Annotated in this window: 15 protein-coding genes and 1 pseudogene; 8 read left to right on the forward strand and 8 right to left on the reverse strand. The window is 63.3% G+C overall.

Annotated elements, in window-relative coordinates; all coding sequences use genetic code 11:
* Both HMPREF0308_RS13820 and HMPREF0308_RS01045 read right to left on the reverse strand, forming a co-directional pair.
* Positions 1-531 (reverse strand): efflux RND transporter periplasmic adaptor subunit (locus HMPREF0308_RS13820; protein ID WP_005527908.1); only part of this gene is annotated, 531 nt, incomplete at its 3' end.
* A complete protein-coding gene (locus HMPREF0308_RS01045; RefSeq protein ID WP_080548585.1) occupies positions 531-1,661 on the reverse strand; it encodes a PspC domain-containing protein in 1,131 nt (376 codons plus the stop codon). The genes HMPREF0308_RS01045 and HMPREF0308_RS13820, both read right to left, overlap by 1 nt.
* Between HMPREF0308_RS01045 and HMPREF0308_RS01050 the strand changes: the two genes are divergently transcribed.
* Together HMPREF0308_RS01050 and HMPREF0308_RS01055 are read left to right on the forward strand one after the other, a co-directional pair.
* Complete coding sequence (locus HMPREF0308_RS01050; protein WP_005527911.1) at positions 1,660-2,808, forward strand: ATP-binding protein; 1,149 nt, start codon at positions 1,660-1,662, stop codon at positions 2,806-2,808. The two genes, HMPREF0308_RS01045 and HMPREF0308_RS01050, sit on opposite strands and share 2 nt — an antisense overlap.
* Before the next feature lie 2 nt (positions 2,809-2,810).
* Positions 2,811-3,464, forward strand: coding sequence for a response regulator transcription factor (locus HMPREF0308_RS01055; protein ID WP_005527912.1), 654 nt, complete (start codon positions 2,811-2,813; stop codon positions 3,462-3,464).
* Positions 3,465-3,467: 3 nt separating this feature from the next.
* Here the strand turns inward: HMPREF0308_RS01055 and HMPREF0308_RS01060 are convergent, their stop codons facing one another.
* Positions 3,468-3,881 carry a hypothetical protein gene (locus HMPREF0308_RS01060; RefSeq protein WP_034656540.1) on the reverse strand — a complete coding sequence of 138 codons (414 nt, stop codon included), beginning with the start codon at positions 3,879-3,881 and terminating at the stop codon, positions 3,468-3,470.
* A 65-nt stretch (positions 3,882-3,946) separates the two neighbouring features.
* On the opposite strand from HMPREF0308_RS01060, the gene HMPREF0308_RS01065 reads away from it, so the two are divergent.
* Together HMPREF0308_RS01065 and HMPREF0308_RS01070 are read left to right on the forward strand one after the other, a co-directional pair.
* Positions 3,947-4,639, forward strand: coding sequence for a hypothetical protein (locus HMPREF0308_RS01065; RefSeq protein ID WP_236251922.1), 693 nt, complete (start codon positions 3,947-3,949; stop codon positions 4,637-4,639).
* On the forward strand, positions 4,636-6,189 hold the full coding sequence (locus HMPREF0308_RS01070; RefSeq protein ID WP_005527915.1) for a DNA polymerase Y family protein: 1,554 nt from the start codon (positions 4,636-4,638) through the stop codon (positions 6,187-6,189). The genes HMPREF0308_RS01065 and HMPREF0308_RS01070 overlap by 4 nt, the downstream gene beginning before the upstream one ends.
* Before the next feature lie 6 nt (positions 6,190-6,195).
* Here the strand turns inward: HMPREF0308_RS01070 and HMPREF0308_RS01075 are convergent, their stop codons facing one another.
* Positions 6,196-6,816 (reverse strand): AMIN-like domain-containing (lipo)protein, encoded by a 621-nt coding sequence (locus tag HMPREF0308_RS01075; RefSeq protein WP_005527916.1) that lies wholly within the window; start codon positions 6,814-6,816, stop codon positions 6,196-6,198.
* Positions 6,817-6,931: 115 nt separating this feature from the next.
* Between HMPREF0308_RS01075 and HMPREF0308_RS01080 the strand changes: the two genes are divergently transcribed.
* Complete coding sequence (locus HMPREF0308_RS01080; protein ID WP_034656620.1) at positions 6,932-7,786, forward strand: sucrase ferredoxin; 855 nt, start codon at positions 6,932-6,934, stop codon at positions 7,784-7,786.
* Here the strand turns inward: HMPREF0308_RS01080 and HMPREF0308_RS01085 are convergent.
* The 3 genes from HMPREF0308_RS01085 to HMPREF0308_RS01095 all read right to left on the reverse strand — a co-directional run bounded on the left by HMPREF0308_RS01085 (position 7,773) and on the right by HMPREF0308_RS01095 (position 10,462).
* Positions 7,773-8,453 (reverse strand): methionine ABC transporter permease, encoded by a 681-nt coding sequence (locus HMPREF0308_RS01085; protein WP_005527918.1) that lies wholly within the window; start codon positions 8,451-8,453, stop codon positions 7,773-7,775. The genes HMPREF0308_RS01080 and HMPREF0308_RS01085 overlap by 14 nt on opposite strands.
* Positions 8,450-9,493, reverse strand: coding sequence for a methionine ABC transporter ATP-binding protein (locus HMPREF0308_RS01090; protein ID WP_034656541.1), 1,044 nt, complete (start codon positions 9,491-9,493; stop codon positions 8,450-8,452). Before HMPREF0308_RS01090 ends, HMPREF0308_RS01085 begins: the two co-directional genes overlap by 4 nt.
* A gap of 84 nt (positions 9,494-9,577) precedes the next feature.
* Positions 9,578-10,462 (reverse strand): MetQ/NlpA family ABC transporter substrate-binding protein, encoded by an 885-nt coding sequence (locus tag HMPREF0308_RS01095; RefSeq protein ID WP_005527920.1) that lies wholly within the window; start codon positions 10,460-10,462, stop codon positions 9,578-9,580.
* 133 nt (positions 10,463-10,595) lie between these two features.
* Between HMPREF0308_RS01095 and HMPREF0308_RS01100 the strand changes: the two genes are divergently transcribed.
* The 3 genes and pseudogenes from HMPREF0308_RS01100 (at position 10,596) to HMPREF0308_RS01105 (ending at position 14,331) form a co-directional block, all read left to right on the forward strand.
* Positions 10,596-13,742 carry an error-prone DNA polymerase gene (locus HMPREF0308_RS01100; RefSeq protein ID WP_034656542.1) on the forward strand — a complete coding sequence of 1,049 codons (3,147 nt, stop codon included), beginning with the start codon at positions 10,596-10,598 and terminating at the stop codon, positions 13,740-13,742.
* A 189-nt stretch (positions 13,743-13,931) separates the two neighbouring features.
* A pseudogene (locus HMPREF0308_RS13570) lies at positions 13,932-14,033 on the forward strand (BCCT family transporter); the annotation flags it as partial.
* A 10-nt stretch (positions 14,034-14,043) separates the two neighbouring features.
* Positions 14,044-14,331, forward strand: coding sequence for a hypothetical protein (locus tag HMPREF0308_RS01105; RefSeq protein WP_034656543.1), 288 nt, complete (start codon positions 14,044-14,046; stop codon positions 14,329-14,331).
* 9 nt (positions 14,332-14,340) lie between these two features.
* On the opposite strand, the gene HMPREF0308_RS01110 is transcribed toward HMPREF0308_RS01105, so the two are convergent.
* Positions 14,341-14,793: a hypothetical protein gene (locus tag HMPREF0308_RS01110; RefSeq protein ID WP_005527927.1), complete on the reverse strand. Its 453-nt coding sequence runs from the start codon at positions 14,791-14,793 to the stop codon at positions 14,341-14,343.
* Positions 14,794-14,823: the final 30 nt, after the last annotated feature.

The following is a 14,823-nucleotide window of genomic DNA, read 5'->3' on the forward strand; positions in this document are numbered from 1 at the left end:
CTCGGCGACCGACGGATCGGAGGCAGCGCGGGAGTCGGCGACGGCCCGCGCGGCGTCGTCGTAGGCGCGCTGCGCGGTATCGACGGAGGCACGCGCGGCGTTTACCTCGCCGTTGAGCCCCTGATCCAGCGCGTCTTGGGAGTGCGCCAGTTCCAGCTGCGCGGCCTCGATCTGGTTGAAGGCCGTGATTTCCTCTGCAGCCTGGGACGCGCGTTGGCTGTGCAACTCGCGCTCGGCGGCGGAGGTGTCGAACGAGGCGAGCTCCTGGTTAGCTTTGACCCGTTGGCCGACTTTCGCGTCGAGCGTGACAATGGGACCCGTTTGCGTCGTGGCGAGCGAGACCTCGCGCGCCGCGGCGATGGTGCCCGTTGCGGGCACGGACTGCGTGATGTCCTTCGCCGCGACGGTCGTGATGTCCGAGTCTGCGAGCACCACGCCGTCGGGGCCGAAGGCGAGGTAGTAGGCACCGCCACCGCCCGCAGCGAGGATGGCGAGGGCGGCGGTGGTGAGGGCGATAGTCTTCTTTTTCATTACTCGTGAATAGTAGTAGTGCCAATTCCGTTATCGATAATTAACGTCAGCTTAGCGCCTGGATCCGTGCGCGGAACGCAGTTGCTCTCACCAATGCCGGTGTCGCATTCGAGCGCGATGGGCGTATTCTCCGGAAGGTAGACATCGATGCTGCCCACGCCGTTATCGATGGTGAGCGTGCGGGGCTTATCGAGCGTGAGCTCGCGCAGGTCGACGGTCATGGATCCCACGCCGTTGGAAAAGGTGTCCGGCAGGTCCGCGGCGTCGCGCACGGTATAGGTGACCGAGCCCGCGTGGTTCTTCGTGTTGTCTTCGGACGCGGCCATTGCCCATATAAATGAGATGCCCACGATGACAGCGGCGCTCACGGCGACCGTCGCGATGAGACCCTCGTGGGATTTCTTCTTGGGTGCGGGGGCGGGCGCGGGGTCTGGCAGGTCCCAGGCCTCGGGCACCGTGCCCAGGGGATCCCAGGACGGTGGGGTCGTGCGCCCCGGCGGAAACGGGTAGCCCTCGACGGGGGTGAAGGCGGCCATATCGGGGCCCGGGGTGGCGTCGGGGACCGGCGCCGCGAGGAGGCCGGCGGGCGGGATGGGTTGGCGTTGGTGCAGTCCGTACCAGGCTACGGCGGCGAGGATGAAGATGACGACGGTGGAGAGGGTTTGCTTCTCGCCGAATAGTGGGCCGAAGCCGGCCGTGGCGGCGAAGAGAATGATGAGCCCGACGGCGAGGCTGGATTCGGACTTCGGGCCGTCGGCCTTGCCAAAGAGGTCCTGGACGGGTGCGGTGGCCTTGCCGTAGAGCGGCATGCACATCCACGCCAGGGCGTAGAGCGCGATGCCGCCGCCGAGGACGAGCGCGGTAACAACGAAAGCCACGCGGACGAGGACTGGGTCGATTTGGTAGCGCACGCCGATGCCTTCGCAGACACCGGCGATCATGGCATTGCCGCCCTGGTTACTCGGGATGCGGGGCGGGCGCGTGTCCCACATCTGGTTGAGAGTCGCGGTGTTCATACCTATATCGTGACGCACTGCGAGGTAAGCCACCATCGGGGAACGCCCTGATTTTTGAACTTCAGGGTTTACCCCGATCCGCACGGGGCGCAGCCGTGCGAAGATTAAGGGCATGAGTTCTCCCTACGCGTCGCGCGCGACTCAGCCCGCGTTCCCGACCTTGGCACGTCCCCAGGACGGCCGCGTCGTGGCGGGCGTGGGCGCGGGGGTGGCGGCGCACCTGGGCGTTGACGTGTTGTTCGTACGCCTGGCCTTGACCGTGTTGTGCGCCTTGGGCGGCCTCGGCGCGTTCCTCTACGCCGGGGTATGGGTTGCGACCAAGCCTGCTGATACCCCCGCGCCCGCCTCCCGCTTCGACTTCCGGGCTAACTGGTTGCTTGTCTTCGTTGCCGTGGCGGCGGTCGTCGGCGCGCTGGCCAGCGGAGCCAATATGCTGCTGCCGTTGGTCATCGTCGGCGCGGGCGCACTCGTGACATGGCAGGCCTATGACCGCGGGCTCGAGAACATAACGAGCAAGCTGAGCATTGCTGCGGGCAGTGTGCTCGTCTTGTCCGGCGTGGTCATTACCATCGCGCGGTGGGACGGCGGCGCGGACTTCATTCCGGCGTTGGCGGCGGTCGCGCTGACCGTTGTCGGTCTCGGCGCCCTCGTGGTGCCGCTCGTGCTCAAGCTGTGGCGCCAGGTGGCGGATGAGGGTGCGGAGAAAGCGGCATCGGAAGCCCAGGCGATCATGGCGGCGCGCCTGCATGATTCGGTGCTGCAGACCCTGGCGCTCATTCAAAAACGCGCGGAGGATCCGGCGGAGGTCGCGCGGCTCGCGCGATCGCAGGAACGCGAGCTGCGCGCCTGGCTATTCGACGCCCCCTCGGCAGCGCCGGCGACGGTCTTTGGCGCGCTGGCCGCGGCGTGTGGCGAGGTCGAAGACCTGTTCCCAGTGCGGATTGCGCCGGTAACGGTGGGCGAAGATATCGAGCTTACCGAGCCCACGAAGCTCGCGGTGCAGGCCGCGCGGGAGGCGATGGTCAACGCCGGTAAGCACGCGGGCGTCGATACGATGGACGTGTATGCGGAAAACTTAGCCGGCGAGCTGTCCATTTTTGTGCGCGACCGTGGCGCGGGCTTTGACCCGAGCACGGTGGCCGGGGACCGGCACGGAATTCGCGACTCTATCCGCGGGCGCATGGAACACGCCGGGGGCACCGCGCGGGTGACATCGACGCCGGGGCAGGGCACCGAGGTGGAGCTCACGGTAGCTTTGTAGCCATGGTTTCCGTTTTCCTCGTCGATGATCACTCCGTCTTCCGTGCCGGCGTGCGCGCGGAGCTCGCTCAGGCTGCCGATATCGAAGTTGCAGGTGACGCGGGTACCGTCGCCGAGGCGGTGGCGGGGATTGCTGCGTCGCAGCCGGACGTGGTGCTGCTTGACGTGCACATGCCGGACGGTGGCGGGCTGGCGGTGCTGCGCGGGGCGCCAGGGCCGGTGTACTTGGCGCTGAGTGTCTCAGATGCAGCAGAAGATGTCATCGCGCTCATTCGCGCCGGTGCGCGAGGCTACGTGACGAAGAATATCTCGGGTCCGGAACTCGCAGCGGCCGTGCGCCGCGTGCATGAGGGCGACGCGTATTTCTCGCCGCGGCTGGCGGGATTCGTGCTTGACGCGTTCGCGTCCGGCGCGCTGGCCGAGTCGAAGCCCGGAGCGCCGGACGAATCCGTGGACCCGGCAGTCGACGCGCTGACCAGGCGCGAACTCGAGGTGCTGCGGCTGCTTGCGCGCGGTTACACGTATCGCGAAATCGGCGAGCGTCTCTTTATCTCGGTGAAGACGGTGGAGACGCATGCGTCGAATATCTTGCGCAAGACGCAGCAATCCAATCGCCACCAGCTCACGCGCTGGGCGGCGAGCCACGATTTGGACTGAGTCCTAGGCGTAGGCGAGTTTGCGGGTGCCGTCTACGTGGGGGAATACGAAGAAGGCAGCGCCCGCGATGACCAGCCACGTCACGGCCACGCCCCAGACTGGAAGCGAAAACAGCGGGGCCAGCATAACGATGAGCCATAGGAACATCAGGGGGACGAGCTGCCCGATGTTGGGCAGCATGGTCACATTTTTCTTGTCCGCGTAAGCGCGCAGCTCAGCCCTATAAGGATGGAGAAAAACAAGCGCGAACGCGGCAATCAAACAGATAAGGCCTGCGCCGATTGCGATGCCGAAGTGGATATCGCTGACCATGACGGCCACGGCTGCACCGATGAGAAAAGATGCGCCCAGGCGAACCCAGTGTGGGGTGGGGATGGGAGTGCTGAGGTTGCGAATATCGCTGAGATGGGCGTTCATGCCGGTCAACGCTACCATTCGAACACGTAATTGCGTGTGTCCGGGGCGGGGTTCATAATAGGGGAATGAATCAAACAGGCGTTCGCATGGCGGATATGGTTAGCGGTAGCTCGGCGTTGAGCCGCGCGGACCGTATTGCCGCTTTGCGCGCCGAGATGCAGAAGCTGGAAAGCCCTGCTATCGCACCTCAAGTGCAGCCGGAAGTAGAGCTGGTTGAGGCACCTTCTGCACTGGCCAAGCTGCTTCCGGGCGGAGGGTTAGCTCGCCGGCAGGTTGTGAGCTGTGCTGATTGTCCCTCGCTCATCGTGGAGATTGTCTCCCATGTTAGCGCGCAGGGCGGACACGTCGGCATCGTTGGATGGCCGGAACTGTCTCTCGCACAAGTGGCCGATAAGGGGGACCTTTCGCGGGTGATTGTGGTACCCGATCCAGGGGCTGATCCCTGGGCCGTGACTGGAGTGTTGGCGGAAGGGCTCGATGTCGTTATTCACCGCGGGGTTGGGGAAGTCACGCCGTCGAAAGCGCGGTCCGTTCTGGCGAAGATCCGTGGCGGGCAGGCGGCAGTGTTGACGGTGGGCGTGTGCCTGCCGGGAACCGCCACGGAAATCGATGCGGAAGTCACCACCTTCCGCGGGCTGGGGCGCGGAAGTGGGCGAATCAACGGCATCGATATCGCCGTGCGCGTGGAGGCTAAAAGTGTGCGCGCCAAGCAAGGCACGATGACGTGCGGCCAGAGGCGTCGTTTGGAGGCGGTATGAGGGTCGCGGCGTTGTGGTTTCCGGATTGGCCGGTCCAGGCGCTGCGCGTTCTCGACGGTGCAGGAGGGCAGTCAAGATCGCAGCAGGGCACGGCTATCGTGGCGCAGCATAAGGTCGTGGTCTGCGATGCGCCCGCACGCCGGGCTGGGGTGCGGCGGGGGATGCGTCTGCGGCAGGCCCAGGCGGTGTTGCCGGAGTTGCGGGTGGAGGAGTTTAACGCGGACCGGGACGGCGCGGTGTTCGCGGAGATCGCTGCAGGTCTCGACGCTGTGGCGTCATCCATTGAGGTCCTGCGCCCGGGGCTAGTCATCGTGGATGCGGCCGCTGCCGGGCGTTTCCATGGTGGCGAGGGCGTGGCGATGCACATGCTTGTCGACGCCGCCTCCCGCGCCGGCCTCGACGCCACCATCGGGGTGGCTGATGAGATTGCTACGGCGCTCATCGCAGCACGGCATCAGGGGCTGGGCACCGTGGTCCCGGTGGGTGGCTCGCGGGAGTTTTTGGCGCAGCAGCCGGTGGCCGTGCTCGCAGCGGAGACGTCGTTGGCCTGCCCTGAGGAGTTGGTGAGTCAGCTGGCGAAGTTGGGCGTGCGCAGCCTAGGTGAGCTCGCGCAGCTGCCGTTGCGGCAGGTCACTACGCGCTTTGGCGAGGCTGGCAGGCGTTGTCATGCGGTGGCCAGTGCGGCCCCGGATAGGCGAGTGGCGCCGGAGCTGGCACGGCCGGATCTTGCTGTGGAGATGGTCTTCGAGGAGCCGTTGGAGCGCGTGGACGCGGCAGCCTTCGCGGCGAGGCAGTTGGCGGCGCGGTTGCATGGCGTGCTGAAGGAAGCAGGGCAGGTGTGTCTGCGGTTGCGGGTCGTGGCGGAGTTCGTGGGCGGCGAGCGGCTGGAGCGAATCTGGCGCACGCAGGAGGCGCTGAGCGAAAATGCCACGGCGGATCGTGTGCGCTGGCAGCTCGACGGTTGGCTGAGCTCGGCCCGCGCATCCGACGGCGGCGGGGTGTCCAAGCTGGCGCTGGAGCCGGTGGAGGTCGCGGCCCCTGCAAGCGCTGGGCTATGGGGACACGCAAAAAGCGATGAACAGGCTAAGCGTGTTATCGCACGCGTGCAGTCGCAGTTGGGTGTGGATCGCGTGTTGCAGCCGCGGGAGGCAGGCGGGCGCGGAGTGGCCGAGCGCATCGCGTATGTTCCCTACGGTGAGCAGCACGATCCCGCGCCGGAGGGTAGTTGGCCGGGGCGGATTCCCTCGCCGCTGCCAGCGAGCCTGGCGCATCCGGCTGCACGCATTCGGCTTATCGACGCCTCCTCCCACGACGTCTACGTCACCGCCGAAGCGCTGCTGAGCTCAGCTCCCGTGGCGCTGGGCTGGGGGCAAAAACGCTATCGGGTGATTGGCTGGGCAGGACCCTGGCCGGTAGATACGTTGTGGTGGGGAGAGAAAGAACAAAGAATCGCCCGGCTCCAAGTGGTGGGGCAGGGCGATAAAGGGCAGCGCGCGTGGCTGCTGGTGTGGGCGGCCGGCAGGTGGAGCGTAGAAGCCTCCTACTGCTGAGCGAGATTAGGTCGCTGCGAGGACATCGATGACCAAGCGGGTCGGGCCGCGCAGCACCTGGACGGAGTACGGGTGGCGCTGGTTCATACCAACGACAAACTGGGAGCGGCCCTCAAACGTGCCCGAGCTGACCACCTGCGTGATGAAACCGCCGGATTCGCTCGTGCCCTCCGTAGTTCCGATGTGTGGATCCGGCATGTCCATCTCGAAGGGGTAGACCGTGCCGTCGATGTTGACGTTCAGCGCGGTAGAGCCCTTGTACGTGATGGGGTTACCGGAGCCCTGCTGGGTTGGTTTGTCGTCGTAGTCGATGAACCAGCCGGGGGAGCCGTCGCCAGTGAATTCAAAGACAACGCGCTCGAAGCCGTCGTGCTTGCCCACGCGGACGTCCGTGACAACGAGCTTGGACGGAGCTTGGGGGCGTTCGGTTTTGCGCTCCATGTTGGTCTCTCCGAGCGGGGTGATGCCGGCGGGCGCGGAGGTTTGGTTGACATCGCCGGACAAGGTGGCGGCAAAGGTAGAGGTGGGTGCGGCCGCATTCTCGGAAACGCTAGAGCACGCGGCCAAGGCAACCGCGCCGAGGGTGAGCGCGGCGAGCACAGGCGCGAGTGAGGATGTTTTCGGCATAAAAACAGAGTATTGCCTAACCCGTTCAAATGCATAGCCATTGAGGGAACAGAATGAACATCGTAACCGCATTGTTGTGATTGGTGTGGTGCATGGGACAGGTAAGCTGTTCTTCATGACTTTTTGCTCTGACGTACAAGTTGAGCCCCTCCCCGGCACGGCGAAGAAGGAAAGCGTCTTTGTGCTCTTTGAATGGCCCAACGGATGGTCCCGCGACATCCTTGACGGTGGAACCTTCGGCCCCGAGCTCACCGCGCAGCTCAAAGCCAAGCTCAAAGGCGTCGCCGGGCTGCAGCTCATCCGCAAGCCCGGAAAGGAAGGCCGCGTCATCAACGGCCAGCACCGCTGCTACGTGGTGTGGACGGAACAGGGCGTATACAAGGAGTATCTCCTCGATGGACCCGCGGACATCCTGGGGCTGGATTTGGGGGCGCCGCTTGGCGACGTCGCAAAGCATCCGCTCGTGCTCATCTGCACCCATGGACGCCGTGACGTGTGCTGTGCCGTGAAAGGGCGCCCGCTGGCGGCGGAACTGGCCGCCGAACTCCCAGACGTCGTGTGGGAGACTTCGCACACGAAGGGGCACCGTTTTGCGCCGTCGATTCTGCTGATGCCGTGGGGCTATTCCTTTGGGCGTCTCAACATTGAGGCAGCCCGTGAACTGGTGCGCGCTGCGCAGCGCGGCGAGTACTTCTACCCGGGCAACCGCGGCTGCGGTTTGTACGGACCGCGCGGGCAGGTGGCAGAGCTGGCCGTGGCGCGTGGGTTGATCGAGGCAGGGGAGCGCGTGCGTTTTGGACAGCTGCGCGCTGACGACGCCCACGTGCGCCACGCCGACGGCCGTGAGTGGCGGGTGGAATTGCAAGAAAAAGAGGTCTCCGGCGTCGTCTCCTCGTGTGGGGACGAACCGAAGACCTCGAAGGCGTGGCACGCAGTGGGTGTGCACGCGGGGAACGTTAGCGGCGCATAATCTTGGCCGAGAGCCAGTTGCCGAAGAACTGTGCGGCCTGGACCAGCACGATGATGATGAGCGTTGCCACCACGGTGACTTCCCACTCGAAGGCGCGGTAGCCGTAGACGATGGCAAAGTCACCCAAGCCGCCGCCTCCGACGTAGCCGGCCATCGCGGACATGTCGACAATGCCGATGAACAGGAAGGTGTAGCCCAGAACCAGCGGGCCGAGGGCCTCCGGGATGATGACCGAGGTGATGATCTTCCACGGGGAAGCGCCCATCGCGCGGGCGGCCTCGATGACACCCGGGTCGATGGCCACGAGGTTTTGCTCTACGATGCGGGCCACGGCGAAGGTGGCTGCGATGACCATGACGAAGGTCGCCGGCTCGCGTCCGATGGAACCGCCAAGGACCGCCACGGTTAGCGGCTGCGCGAAGGCCAGCAGGATGATGAACGGAATCGGGCGGACGAAGTTCACCAGGATGTTGATGATGAAGTAGACAACCTTGTTCTGCAGGATGCCACCCGGGCGGGTGGTAAAGAGCAGCACACCCAGCACGAGGCCGAGGAGGCCTGCGACCACCAGGGTCGTTGAGACCATGATGAGGGTGTCTTGGACGGCCTCGATGAGGGTATCGCCCAAGCGATCCCAGTCAGCGGCAGCTTGGTAGGTCACGTTCATCGGGAAATCTCCTCAATCTCGGTGGTCTGTTGCAAGGTGTTGTAGAACTCCTCGATGGCGGCCGAGTTGCCGTTGAGGCGGACCGTCAGCTTGCCGAAGGAGTGCTTCTGCAGCGTCGTAATGCCTCCGTGAACGACCGCAATGGATACGCCTTGTTCGGCCAGGCGAGCAGAAGCGGCGAAGAAGCCGGAGTTCTCGGTCAGATTGATGGTGAACAAGCGGCCCTCATGCGCGAGCAGGTCATCTGCCTCGACGAGGTCCGGGGTATTGCGCAGGGAGGTTGCCACGAACTTGGACGCGACCTCGGTGCGCGGGTTGGAGAAGACCTCGTATACGCTACCGGCTTCGATGATGCGGCCGTTTTCCATCACGGCGACCTTGTCGGCGATGGAGCGGACGACCTCCATCTCGTGGGTAATCACGACGATGGTGATGCCAAGGTCGCGGTTGACCTTACGCAGCAGTTCCAGCACCTCGTGGGTGGTGGTGGGGTCAAGCGCGGAGGTGGCTTCGTCGGCCAGCAACAAGGACGGGTTGGTAGCCAGCGCACGAGCGATGCCCACGCGCTGCTTCTGACCGCCGGAGAGCTGCTCCGGGTAGTTCGAGCCCTTGTCGCCCAGGCCGACGAACTGCAGGAGCTCCTCGACGCGGCGCTTGCGCTCTTCCTTTGGAACACCTGCCAGACGCAGTGGGTACTCAATGTTGCCCGCAGCGGTACGCGAAGACATCAGGTTGAACTGCTGGAAGATCATGCCGATGTTGCGGCGAATGCCGCGCAGCGTGGGCTCTGGCATGCCCACGATGTCGGTGCCGTCTAGCAGCAGCTGGCCGGAGGTCGGCTTGTCCAGGCCGTTGATCATGCGGACCAACGTGGACTTACCGGCGCCGGAGAAACCGATGATGCCGACGATCTCGCCGGGCTCGACGGTCAGGGAAACGCTGTCAAGCGCCTTTGTTTCGGTCTTCTTGTTCTTGAAAACCTTGGTGATGTTTCGAAACTCAATGCGGGTACCTTGCTTGGCCCCTGATTGCTGTGTCACGTGAGGTGTTTCCTTCAAATCGATGTGACGGTTGACGGCCGAAACCCCGGACACGCTGTGGTGTTCCGGGGGAGGCTGAGATGGCTACTTGGAAGTGGTCTTTTCCAGGCGGTCGAGGATTTCCTTCAGCTCTTCTGCGGACTTCTCAACGGGAACGGAGGTGCCCTTGGAGTCCTCAGCAACTGCGTCCTGGACAGCCTTGGTGTGCCAGATTTCAGCGACCTTCTTGATCTGCTCGTTGTTAGCATCCTCAGCGCGAACGACGAATGCGTTGATATAAGGCTCAGCTTCTGGGGAGTTCGGGTCATCCTGGAACACGGAGGTGGTCGGGTCGATACCTGCGCGGTCGAGGAAGGAGTTGTTGATGATGGCCGGCTTGCCCTCGCCGTAAGCGGTTGGGGTCTGGGCGGCGTCGACAGGCACAACCTTGACCTTGGACTTAGCCTCGTCGATGTCCGGCAGACCCGGGGTGATGAGGCCTTCCTTCTTCAGTGTGACGAGCTTGGCCTGGACCAGCACGTTGATGGCGCGGCCCTGGTTGGTGGAGTCGTTCGGGATGGCGACTTCCTGGCCCTCGATGCCGTCGAGGGATTTGTGGTCCTTCCAGAACAGGGCCAGCGGAACGATCTCGGTTGCGACGATCGGAACGAGGTCGGTGCCGTTGCCCTTGTTGAACTCAGCAAGGAACTTCAGGTGCTGGAAGTTGTTGGTGTCCAGCTCGCCCTGGTTCAGAGCCTGGTTCGGGGTGTTGTAGTCGGAGAAGTTCTTGACCTCGATCTCGAGACCCTGCTTCTCAGCCTCGTCCTCGAAAGCAGACCATGCCTTCTTGGCGGCGTCGGTAGTGCCGATGACGATTGGGCCGTCAGACTCGCCGGAAGCGGAGTCGGAGGAATCGGAGGAGCAAGCCACGAGGCTGGTGGCTGCGATAACTGCTGCGGAGGAAGCTGCAAGAACGCGACGGATACGCATGATAGGAGGAATCCCTTCGATTGAAATAGATTTGAATGAAAGAAACCTAACAGGGATTGAACCGCTTTGTCTATATCGGATGTAGCGTGCACGTAAATTGACTAGAACATAATTTCGATCATAGTGTTTTTCCATGAGGTTCAACGGTGGGGCGGCGCTACCCTGGTCACGGGTGGAAAGGATTCTTTCTGGACGTCCTACGCCCACTCCCGTGCCCGTGGATCATGTGGGTTCCCCTGTGGATTCGCCGGAGCACGGGGCGTCGTCAGTGGCGTTTGCGGAGCTGCATGCCGTGTCGTCCTATAGCTTTTTGGACGGCGCTTCGGAACCAGAGGAGCTGGTGGCGCGGGCGGTGGAGCTGGGCCTGTGTGGCCTTGCGCTGGTGGACAAGGACGGATTCTACGGCCTCATGAAATTCGCTGAGGCCGCAGCCAGAGTGGGGCTACCTGCGGTGTTCGGTGCGGAGCTTTCGCTTTCCGACGCCCCCCTGACCGTCCTTGCTCGCACACCCGAGGGGTACCGCCGGCTTTCACGTTTGATCGCACAGGCCCGTATGGATGCGGGGGTAAAGGATGAAGTGGCGTACCCGCCCTTGGGGGAGATTGCTGAGCGGCTCCAGGATCATTGCCTTTTTCTGGTGGGGTGGGAGTGGCTGGATAAAATCGACCACTTGCTCGAAAGAATAAAAATAGACAGCATAGTCCTCGAATATGCGTGCACTATGACTCCTGAGGACGCGGATCACTATGCTGCGCTCGATCGATACAACGGCCTCCGGGCCATCGCAACCGCTCGACCCGCAGCGGCCACCCGGCAGCAGGCCAGGCTGGCTGGTGCCAAGCGGGCGTTGGCCAGGCGGCAGTCCCTCGAGCAGGCGGCTCCCGATGCCCATCCCATGGGCGCCGGCTGGCTGCGCTCGGGTGAGCAGATGGCGCAGCTTTTCCCGGACCGGCCGGAGCTTATCGCGGAGACGGTCGCTGTTTTAAGCGAATGCAGTTTTACCTGGGACGCGTTGGCGCCCAACCTGCCGGACTTCGAGGTGCCCGATGGGTACACGGAGATGACCTGGCTGGAACACCTGACCTGGGAGCGTGCCGAGGAGCGTTATGCCTCCCGGCCCGCTGACGTACAGGAGCGGGCATGGAAGCAGATCGCCTATGAGCTAGGGGTTATCGAACAGCTGACATTCCCCGGCTACTTCCTCATCGTGTGCGACCTAGTGGATTTCTGTAAGCGCTCCAACATCCTGTGTCAGGGCCGCGGCTCGGCGGCGAACTCTGCGGTGTGTTTTGCTTTGGGTATTACCAACGCGGAACCGATTTCCGCGGGCCTTCTTTTTGAGCGTTTCCTTTCTCCTGACCGCGACGGCCCGCCGGACATCGACATTGACATCGAGTCCGGTCGCCGCGAGGAGGTTATCCAGTACGTCTACGAAAAGTATGGGCGTGAGCGGGCTGCGCAGGTGGCCAACGTCATCACGTATCGCCGCAAGGGCGCGACTCGCGACGCCGCTCGTGCCCTCGGCTACCCACAGGGCTCCGCGGATTCCTGGTCGAAGGGGCTTTCGCAGCCGCCGGGGGACGTCGTCAAGCTGGCGGAACAATTCCTCGGGCAACCGCGCCATCTGGGCATTCACTCGGGCGGCATGGTGTTGTGCGACCGCCCCATCGCGGATGTGGTGCCGATGGAGTGGGCACGGATGGAAAAGCGTTCGGTGTTGCAGTGGGACAAGGATGATTGCGCGGCGGCCGGGCTGGTGAAGTTCGATCTACTGGGGCTGGGCATGCTCGAGGCGCTGCACCACATGCAGGACTTGGTGGAGGAGACCACTGGGCACAAGGTGAATCTGTGGGAGCTGGACCTGGCGGAAAAAGAGGTCTACGACATGCTGTGCCGCGCCGATGCGGTGGGGGTGTTCCAGGTGGAGTCGCGCGCGCAGCTGTCCACGCTGCCGCGTTTGAAGCCGCGGAAGTTCTTCGACCTGGTGGTGGAGGTTGCGCTCATTCGTCCCGGCCCGATTCAGGGCGGTTCGGTACATCCTTATCTGCGCCGGCGCGACGGTAAGGAGGCGGTGACCTATGACCACCCAGTGCTGGAGAAGTCCCTGGGCAAGACGCTGGGCATTCCGCTGTTTCAGGAACAGCTGATGCAGATTGCCGTCGACGCCGCGGGCTTTTCCGGCGCGGAGGCCGACGATCTGCGGCGTGCGATGGGCTCGAAGCGCTCGCCTGCGCGGATGGCGGCGATTCGGCAGCGCTTCTACGACGGGCTGGCGCAGACCAATGGGATTGTGGGCGAGACCGCGGACAAGCTGTGGAACAAGATTGTGGCCTTTGCCGCGTACGGTTTCCCGGAGTCGCACTCGCAGTCTTTTGCCTCGTTGGTCTACTTCTCGGCGTGGATGAAGTATCACTATCCGGCGCAGTTCTGTGTGGGATTGTTGCGGGCGCAGCCGATGGGCTTTTATTCGCCGCAATCGCTCATTCAGGATGCGCGGCGGCACGGCGTGGCAGTTCTTCCGCTGGACGTGAACGCTTCGGGGTGTCAGGCGCGTGCGGTGGTCCAAGACGGCGGCGAGGTGGCGATCCGGCTGGGCCTTAACCTCATCAAAGGGTTGGGGGAGAAGGCTGCGCAGCGTATCGAGGATGCATGCGCGCAGGCACCGTTTCAAGACATCGCGGATCTGTCTAGGCGGGCGGATCTCAGCGTGGAGCACGTGGAGGCATTGGCCGGTGCGGGGGCGTTGGATTGTTTCGGGCTTTCGCGCCGTCAGGCGTTGTGGCAGGCGGGCGTTGCGGCGACGGAGCGTGCCGGCATGTTGCCGGGGCTTTCGGCTATTTCTGCGCCGAGCCTGCCTGGCATGAGCGCTTTTGAGCTGATGGCTTCCGACGTCGCCAGTACTGGCGTTACCCACGACAAACAGCCGATGGAGCTCGTGCGCGCCGCGCTTAACGACGCCCATGTCTGCACCGCCGCGCAGCTGCGGCAGGTTCCAGACGGTACACGGGTGCGGATTGCGGGCATCGTGACGCATAGGCAGCGTCCGCAGACTGCCGCCGGCGTCATCTTTTTGGGCTTGGAGGATGAGACCGGCTTGATGAACGTGATGGTCTCACCGGGGCTGTGGCAGCTCAACAAGACCGTAGCCAGGACGTCTAAAGCGCTGGTTATTCGTGGCATCGTGCAAAATGCCACGGGTGCGGTCAACGTGGTGGCAGACAAGCTGGAGCCGCTTGCCATGGGTGAGTGGCTCTCCCGCGGCTCGCGTGATTTCCGTTAGGCCGCATAAACACTCGTTGTGTGTTTATCGTGGACGGGAATGGAAGAGCGAAGAAACCGCACAGCGCGGCGCATCCTGAAAGGTACTGTCTACCCGCACAACATTCACCCCGCGCTGGATTTTTACCACGCTGGCAGTGGGCCTGCTTTTCTTCCTGCTCTACCTGGCCTTTTCTAAGTGCAGGCGGATTCCGTGCCTGCGCTCATTATCGATGGCTTGGCGATTATCGCGACGCTGTTCGGCACCGCGGCGTCGCTTGGCATTGGTGCTTTGCAGATCGGCCGTGGCGTTGAGGTGGGATTTGTCTTTTGACCCGGCGGTTATTCGCTACCACTTTGAGGAGCAAGCGCTTGCCAACGCCGTGGTGCAGGGCGTTCGCGAGCACGGTGACGACTTTGCTCTATCGGTCGAACAAACCGAGCGCAACTCCGAGTACTCCACCGGCGCGGAGTTCGACTCCACCTCGGAGGAAGCCACCGAGTGGTACGTGCGTACCGACGAAGAGGGCGAGCCTATCCCTTATGACTACGAAGCCAGCGAGTACATCTCCAAGCAGGAAGTTGTCGACGGCTGGGAGCAGGATACCTAATAAAGGGGTTTAGGAATCTGCGAGTTCGGCACGATCGTCGGCGTCCATGCCAAGGGCGATCGTGCCGAGCAGAGTCAGCGATGCCCCGAACATCAATACGCCGGCCAGCATGCCTAGGCAGCGCACGATTTCCGGCCATGGAACGTCTTGTCCAACTAGGTCGAGCAACGGCAGGCAGAGCATCAGCACCATTAAACTGCCGAGGGCGAAGTACGTGTACTTGAAGACGTTGCTGCGCGCGCGATCGATGCGGCTGCGCTGATATTCGTCTGCAAAGGCTGGGTCCATATTGTCTTTTCCGATTAGAACTTGAAGGCGCCCCAGGCAGATGACGAGCCAGGCAAGGCCGCCGGCCCACAAGAACATCGCAATGACGTTGTAGAAGGGGTTGACTGCTATAGCGGCGAGTGCAATGAGCAGTCCGACGAAGCTGGAATAGAAGTACTTGGTGCGGATAGGCATGATTAATCCTTAGAAATTAGTTCGTCGCGG

The sequence above is a fragment of the Corynebacterium striatum ATCC 6940 genome (genome assembly GCF_000159135.1).
Taxonomy (GTDB): domain Bacteria; phylum Actinomycetota; class Actinomycetes; order Mycobacteriales; family Mycobacteriaceae; genus Corynebacterium; species Corynebacterium striatum.

What these genes read in the sequence shown, in the direction of transcription:
- HMPREF0308_RS01065 (WP_236251922.1), top strand. Translation starts at nt 3,947, where the DNA reads ATGAATCAAACAGGCGTTCGCATGGCGGATATGGTTAGCGGTAGCTCG.
- HMPREF0308_RS01070 (WP_005527915.1), top strand. Translation starts at nt 4,636, where the DNA reads ATGAGGGTCGCGGCGTTGTGGTTTCCGGATTGGCCGGTCCAGGCGCTG.
- HMPREF0308_RS01095 (WP_005527920.1), bottom strand. Translation starts at nt 10,462, where the DNA reads ATGCGTATCCGTCGCGTTCTTGCAGCTTCCTCCGCAGCAGTTATCGCA.
- HMPREF0308_RS01075 (WP_005527916.1), bottom strand. Translation starts at nt 6,816, where the DNA reads ATGCCGAAAACATCCTCACTCGCGCCTGTGCTCGCCGCGCTCACCCTC.
- HMPREF0308_RS01110 (WP_005527927.1), bottom strand. Translation starts at nt 14,793, where the DNA reads ATGCCTATCCGCACCAAGTACTTCTATTCCAGCTTCGTCGGACTGCTC.
- HMPREF0308_RS01045 (WP_080548585.1), bottom strand. Translation starts at nt 1,661, where the DNA reads ATGCCCTTAATCTTCGCACGGCTGCGCCCCGTGCGGATCGGGGTAAAC.
- HMPREF0308_RS01050 (WP_005527911.1), top strand. Translation starts at nt 1,660, where the DNA reads ATGAGTTCTCCCTACGCGTCGCGCGCGACTCAGCCCGCGTTCCCGACC.
- HMPREF0308_RS01080 (WP_034656620.1), top strand. Translation starts at nt 6,932, where the DNA reads ATGACTTTTTGCTCTGACGTACAAGTTGAGCCCCTCCCCGGCACGGCG.
- HMPREF0308_RS01055 (WP_005527912.1), top strand. Translation starts at nt 2,811, where the DNA reads ATGGTTTCCGTTTTCCTCGTCGATGATCACTCCGTCTTCCGTGCCGGC.
- HMPREF0308_RS01100 (WP_034656542.1), top strand. Translation starts at nt 10,596, where the DNA reads ATGAGGTTCAACGGTGGGGCGGCGCTACCCTGGTCACGGGTGGAAAGG.
- HMPREF0308_RS01085 (WP_005527918.1), bottom strand. Translation starts at nt 8,453, where the DNA reads ATGAACGTGACCTACCAAGCTGCCGCTGACTGGGATCGCTTGGGCGAT.
- HMPREF0308_RS01060 (WP_034656540.1), bottom strand. Translation starts at nt 3,881, where the DNA reads ATGAACGCCCATCTCAGCGATATTCGCAACCTCAGCACTCCCATCCCC.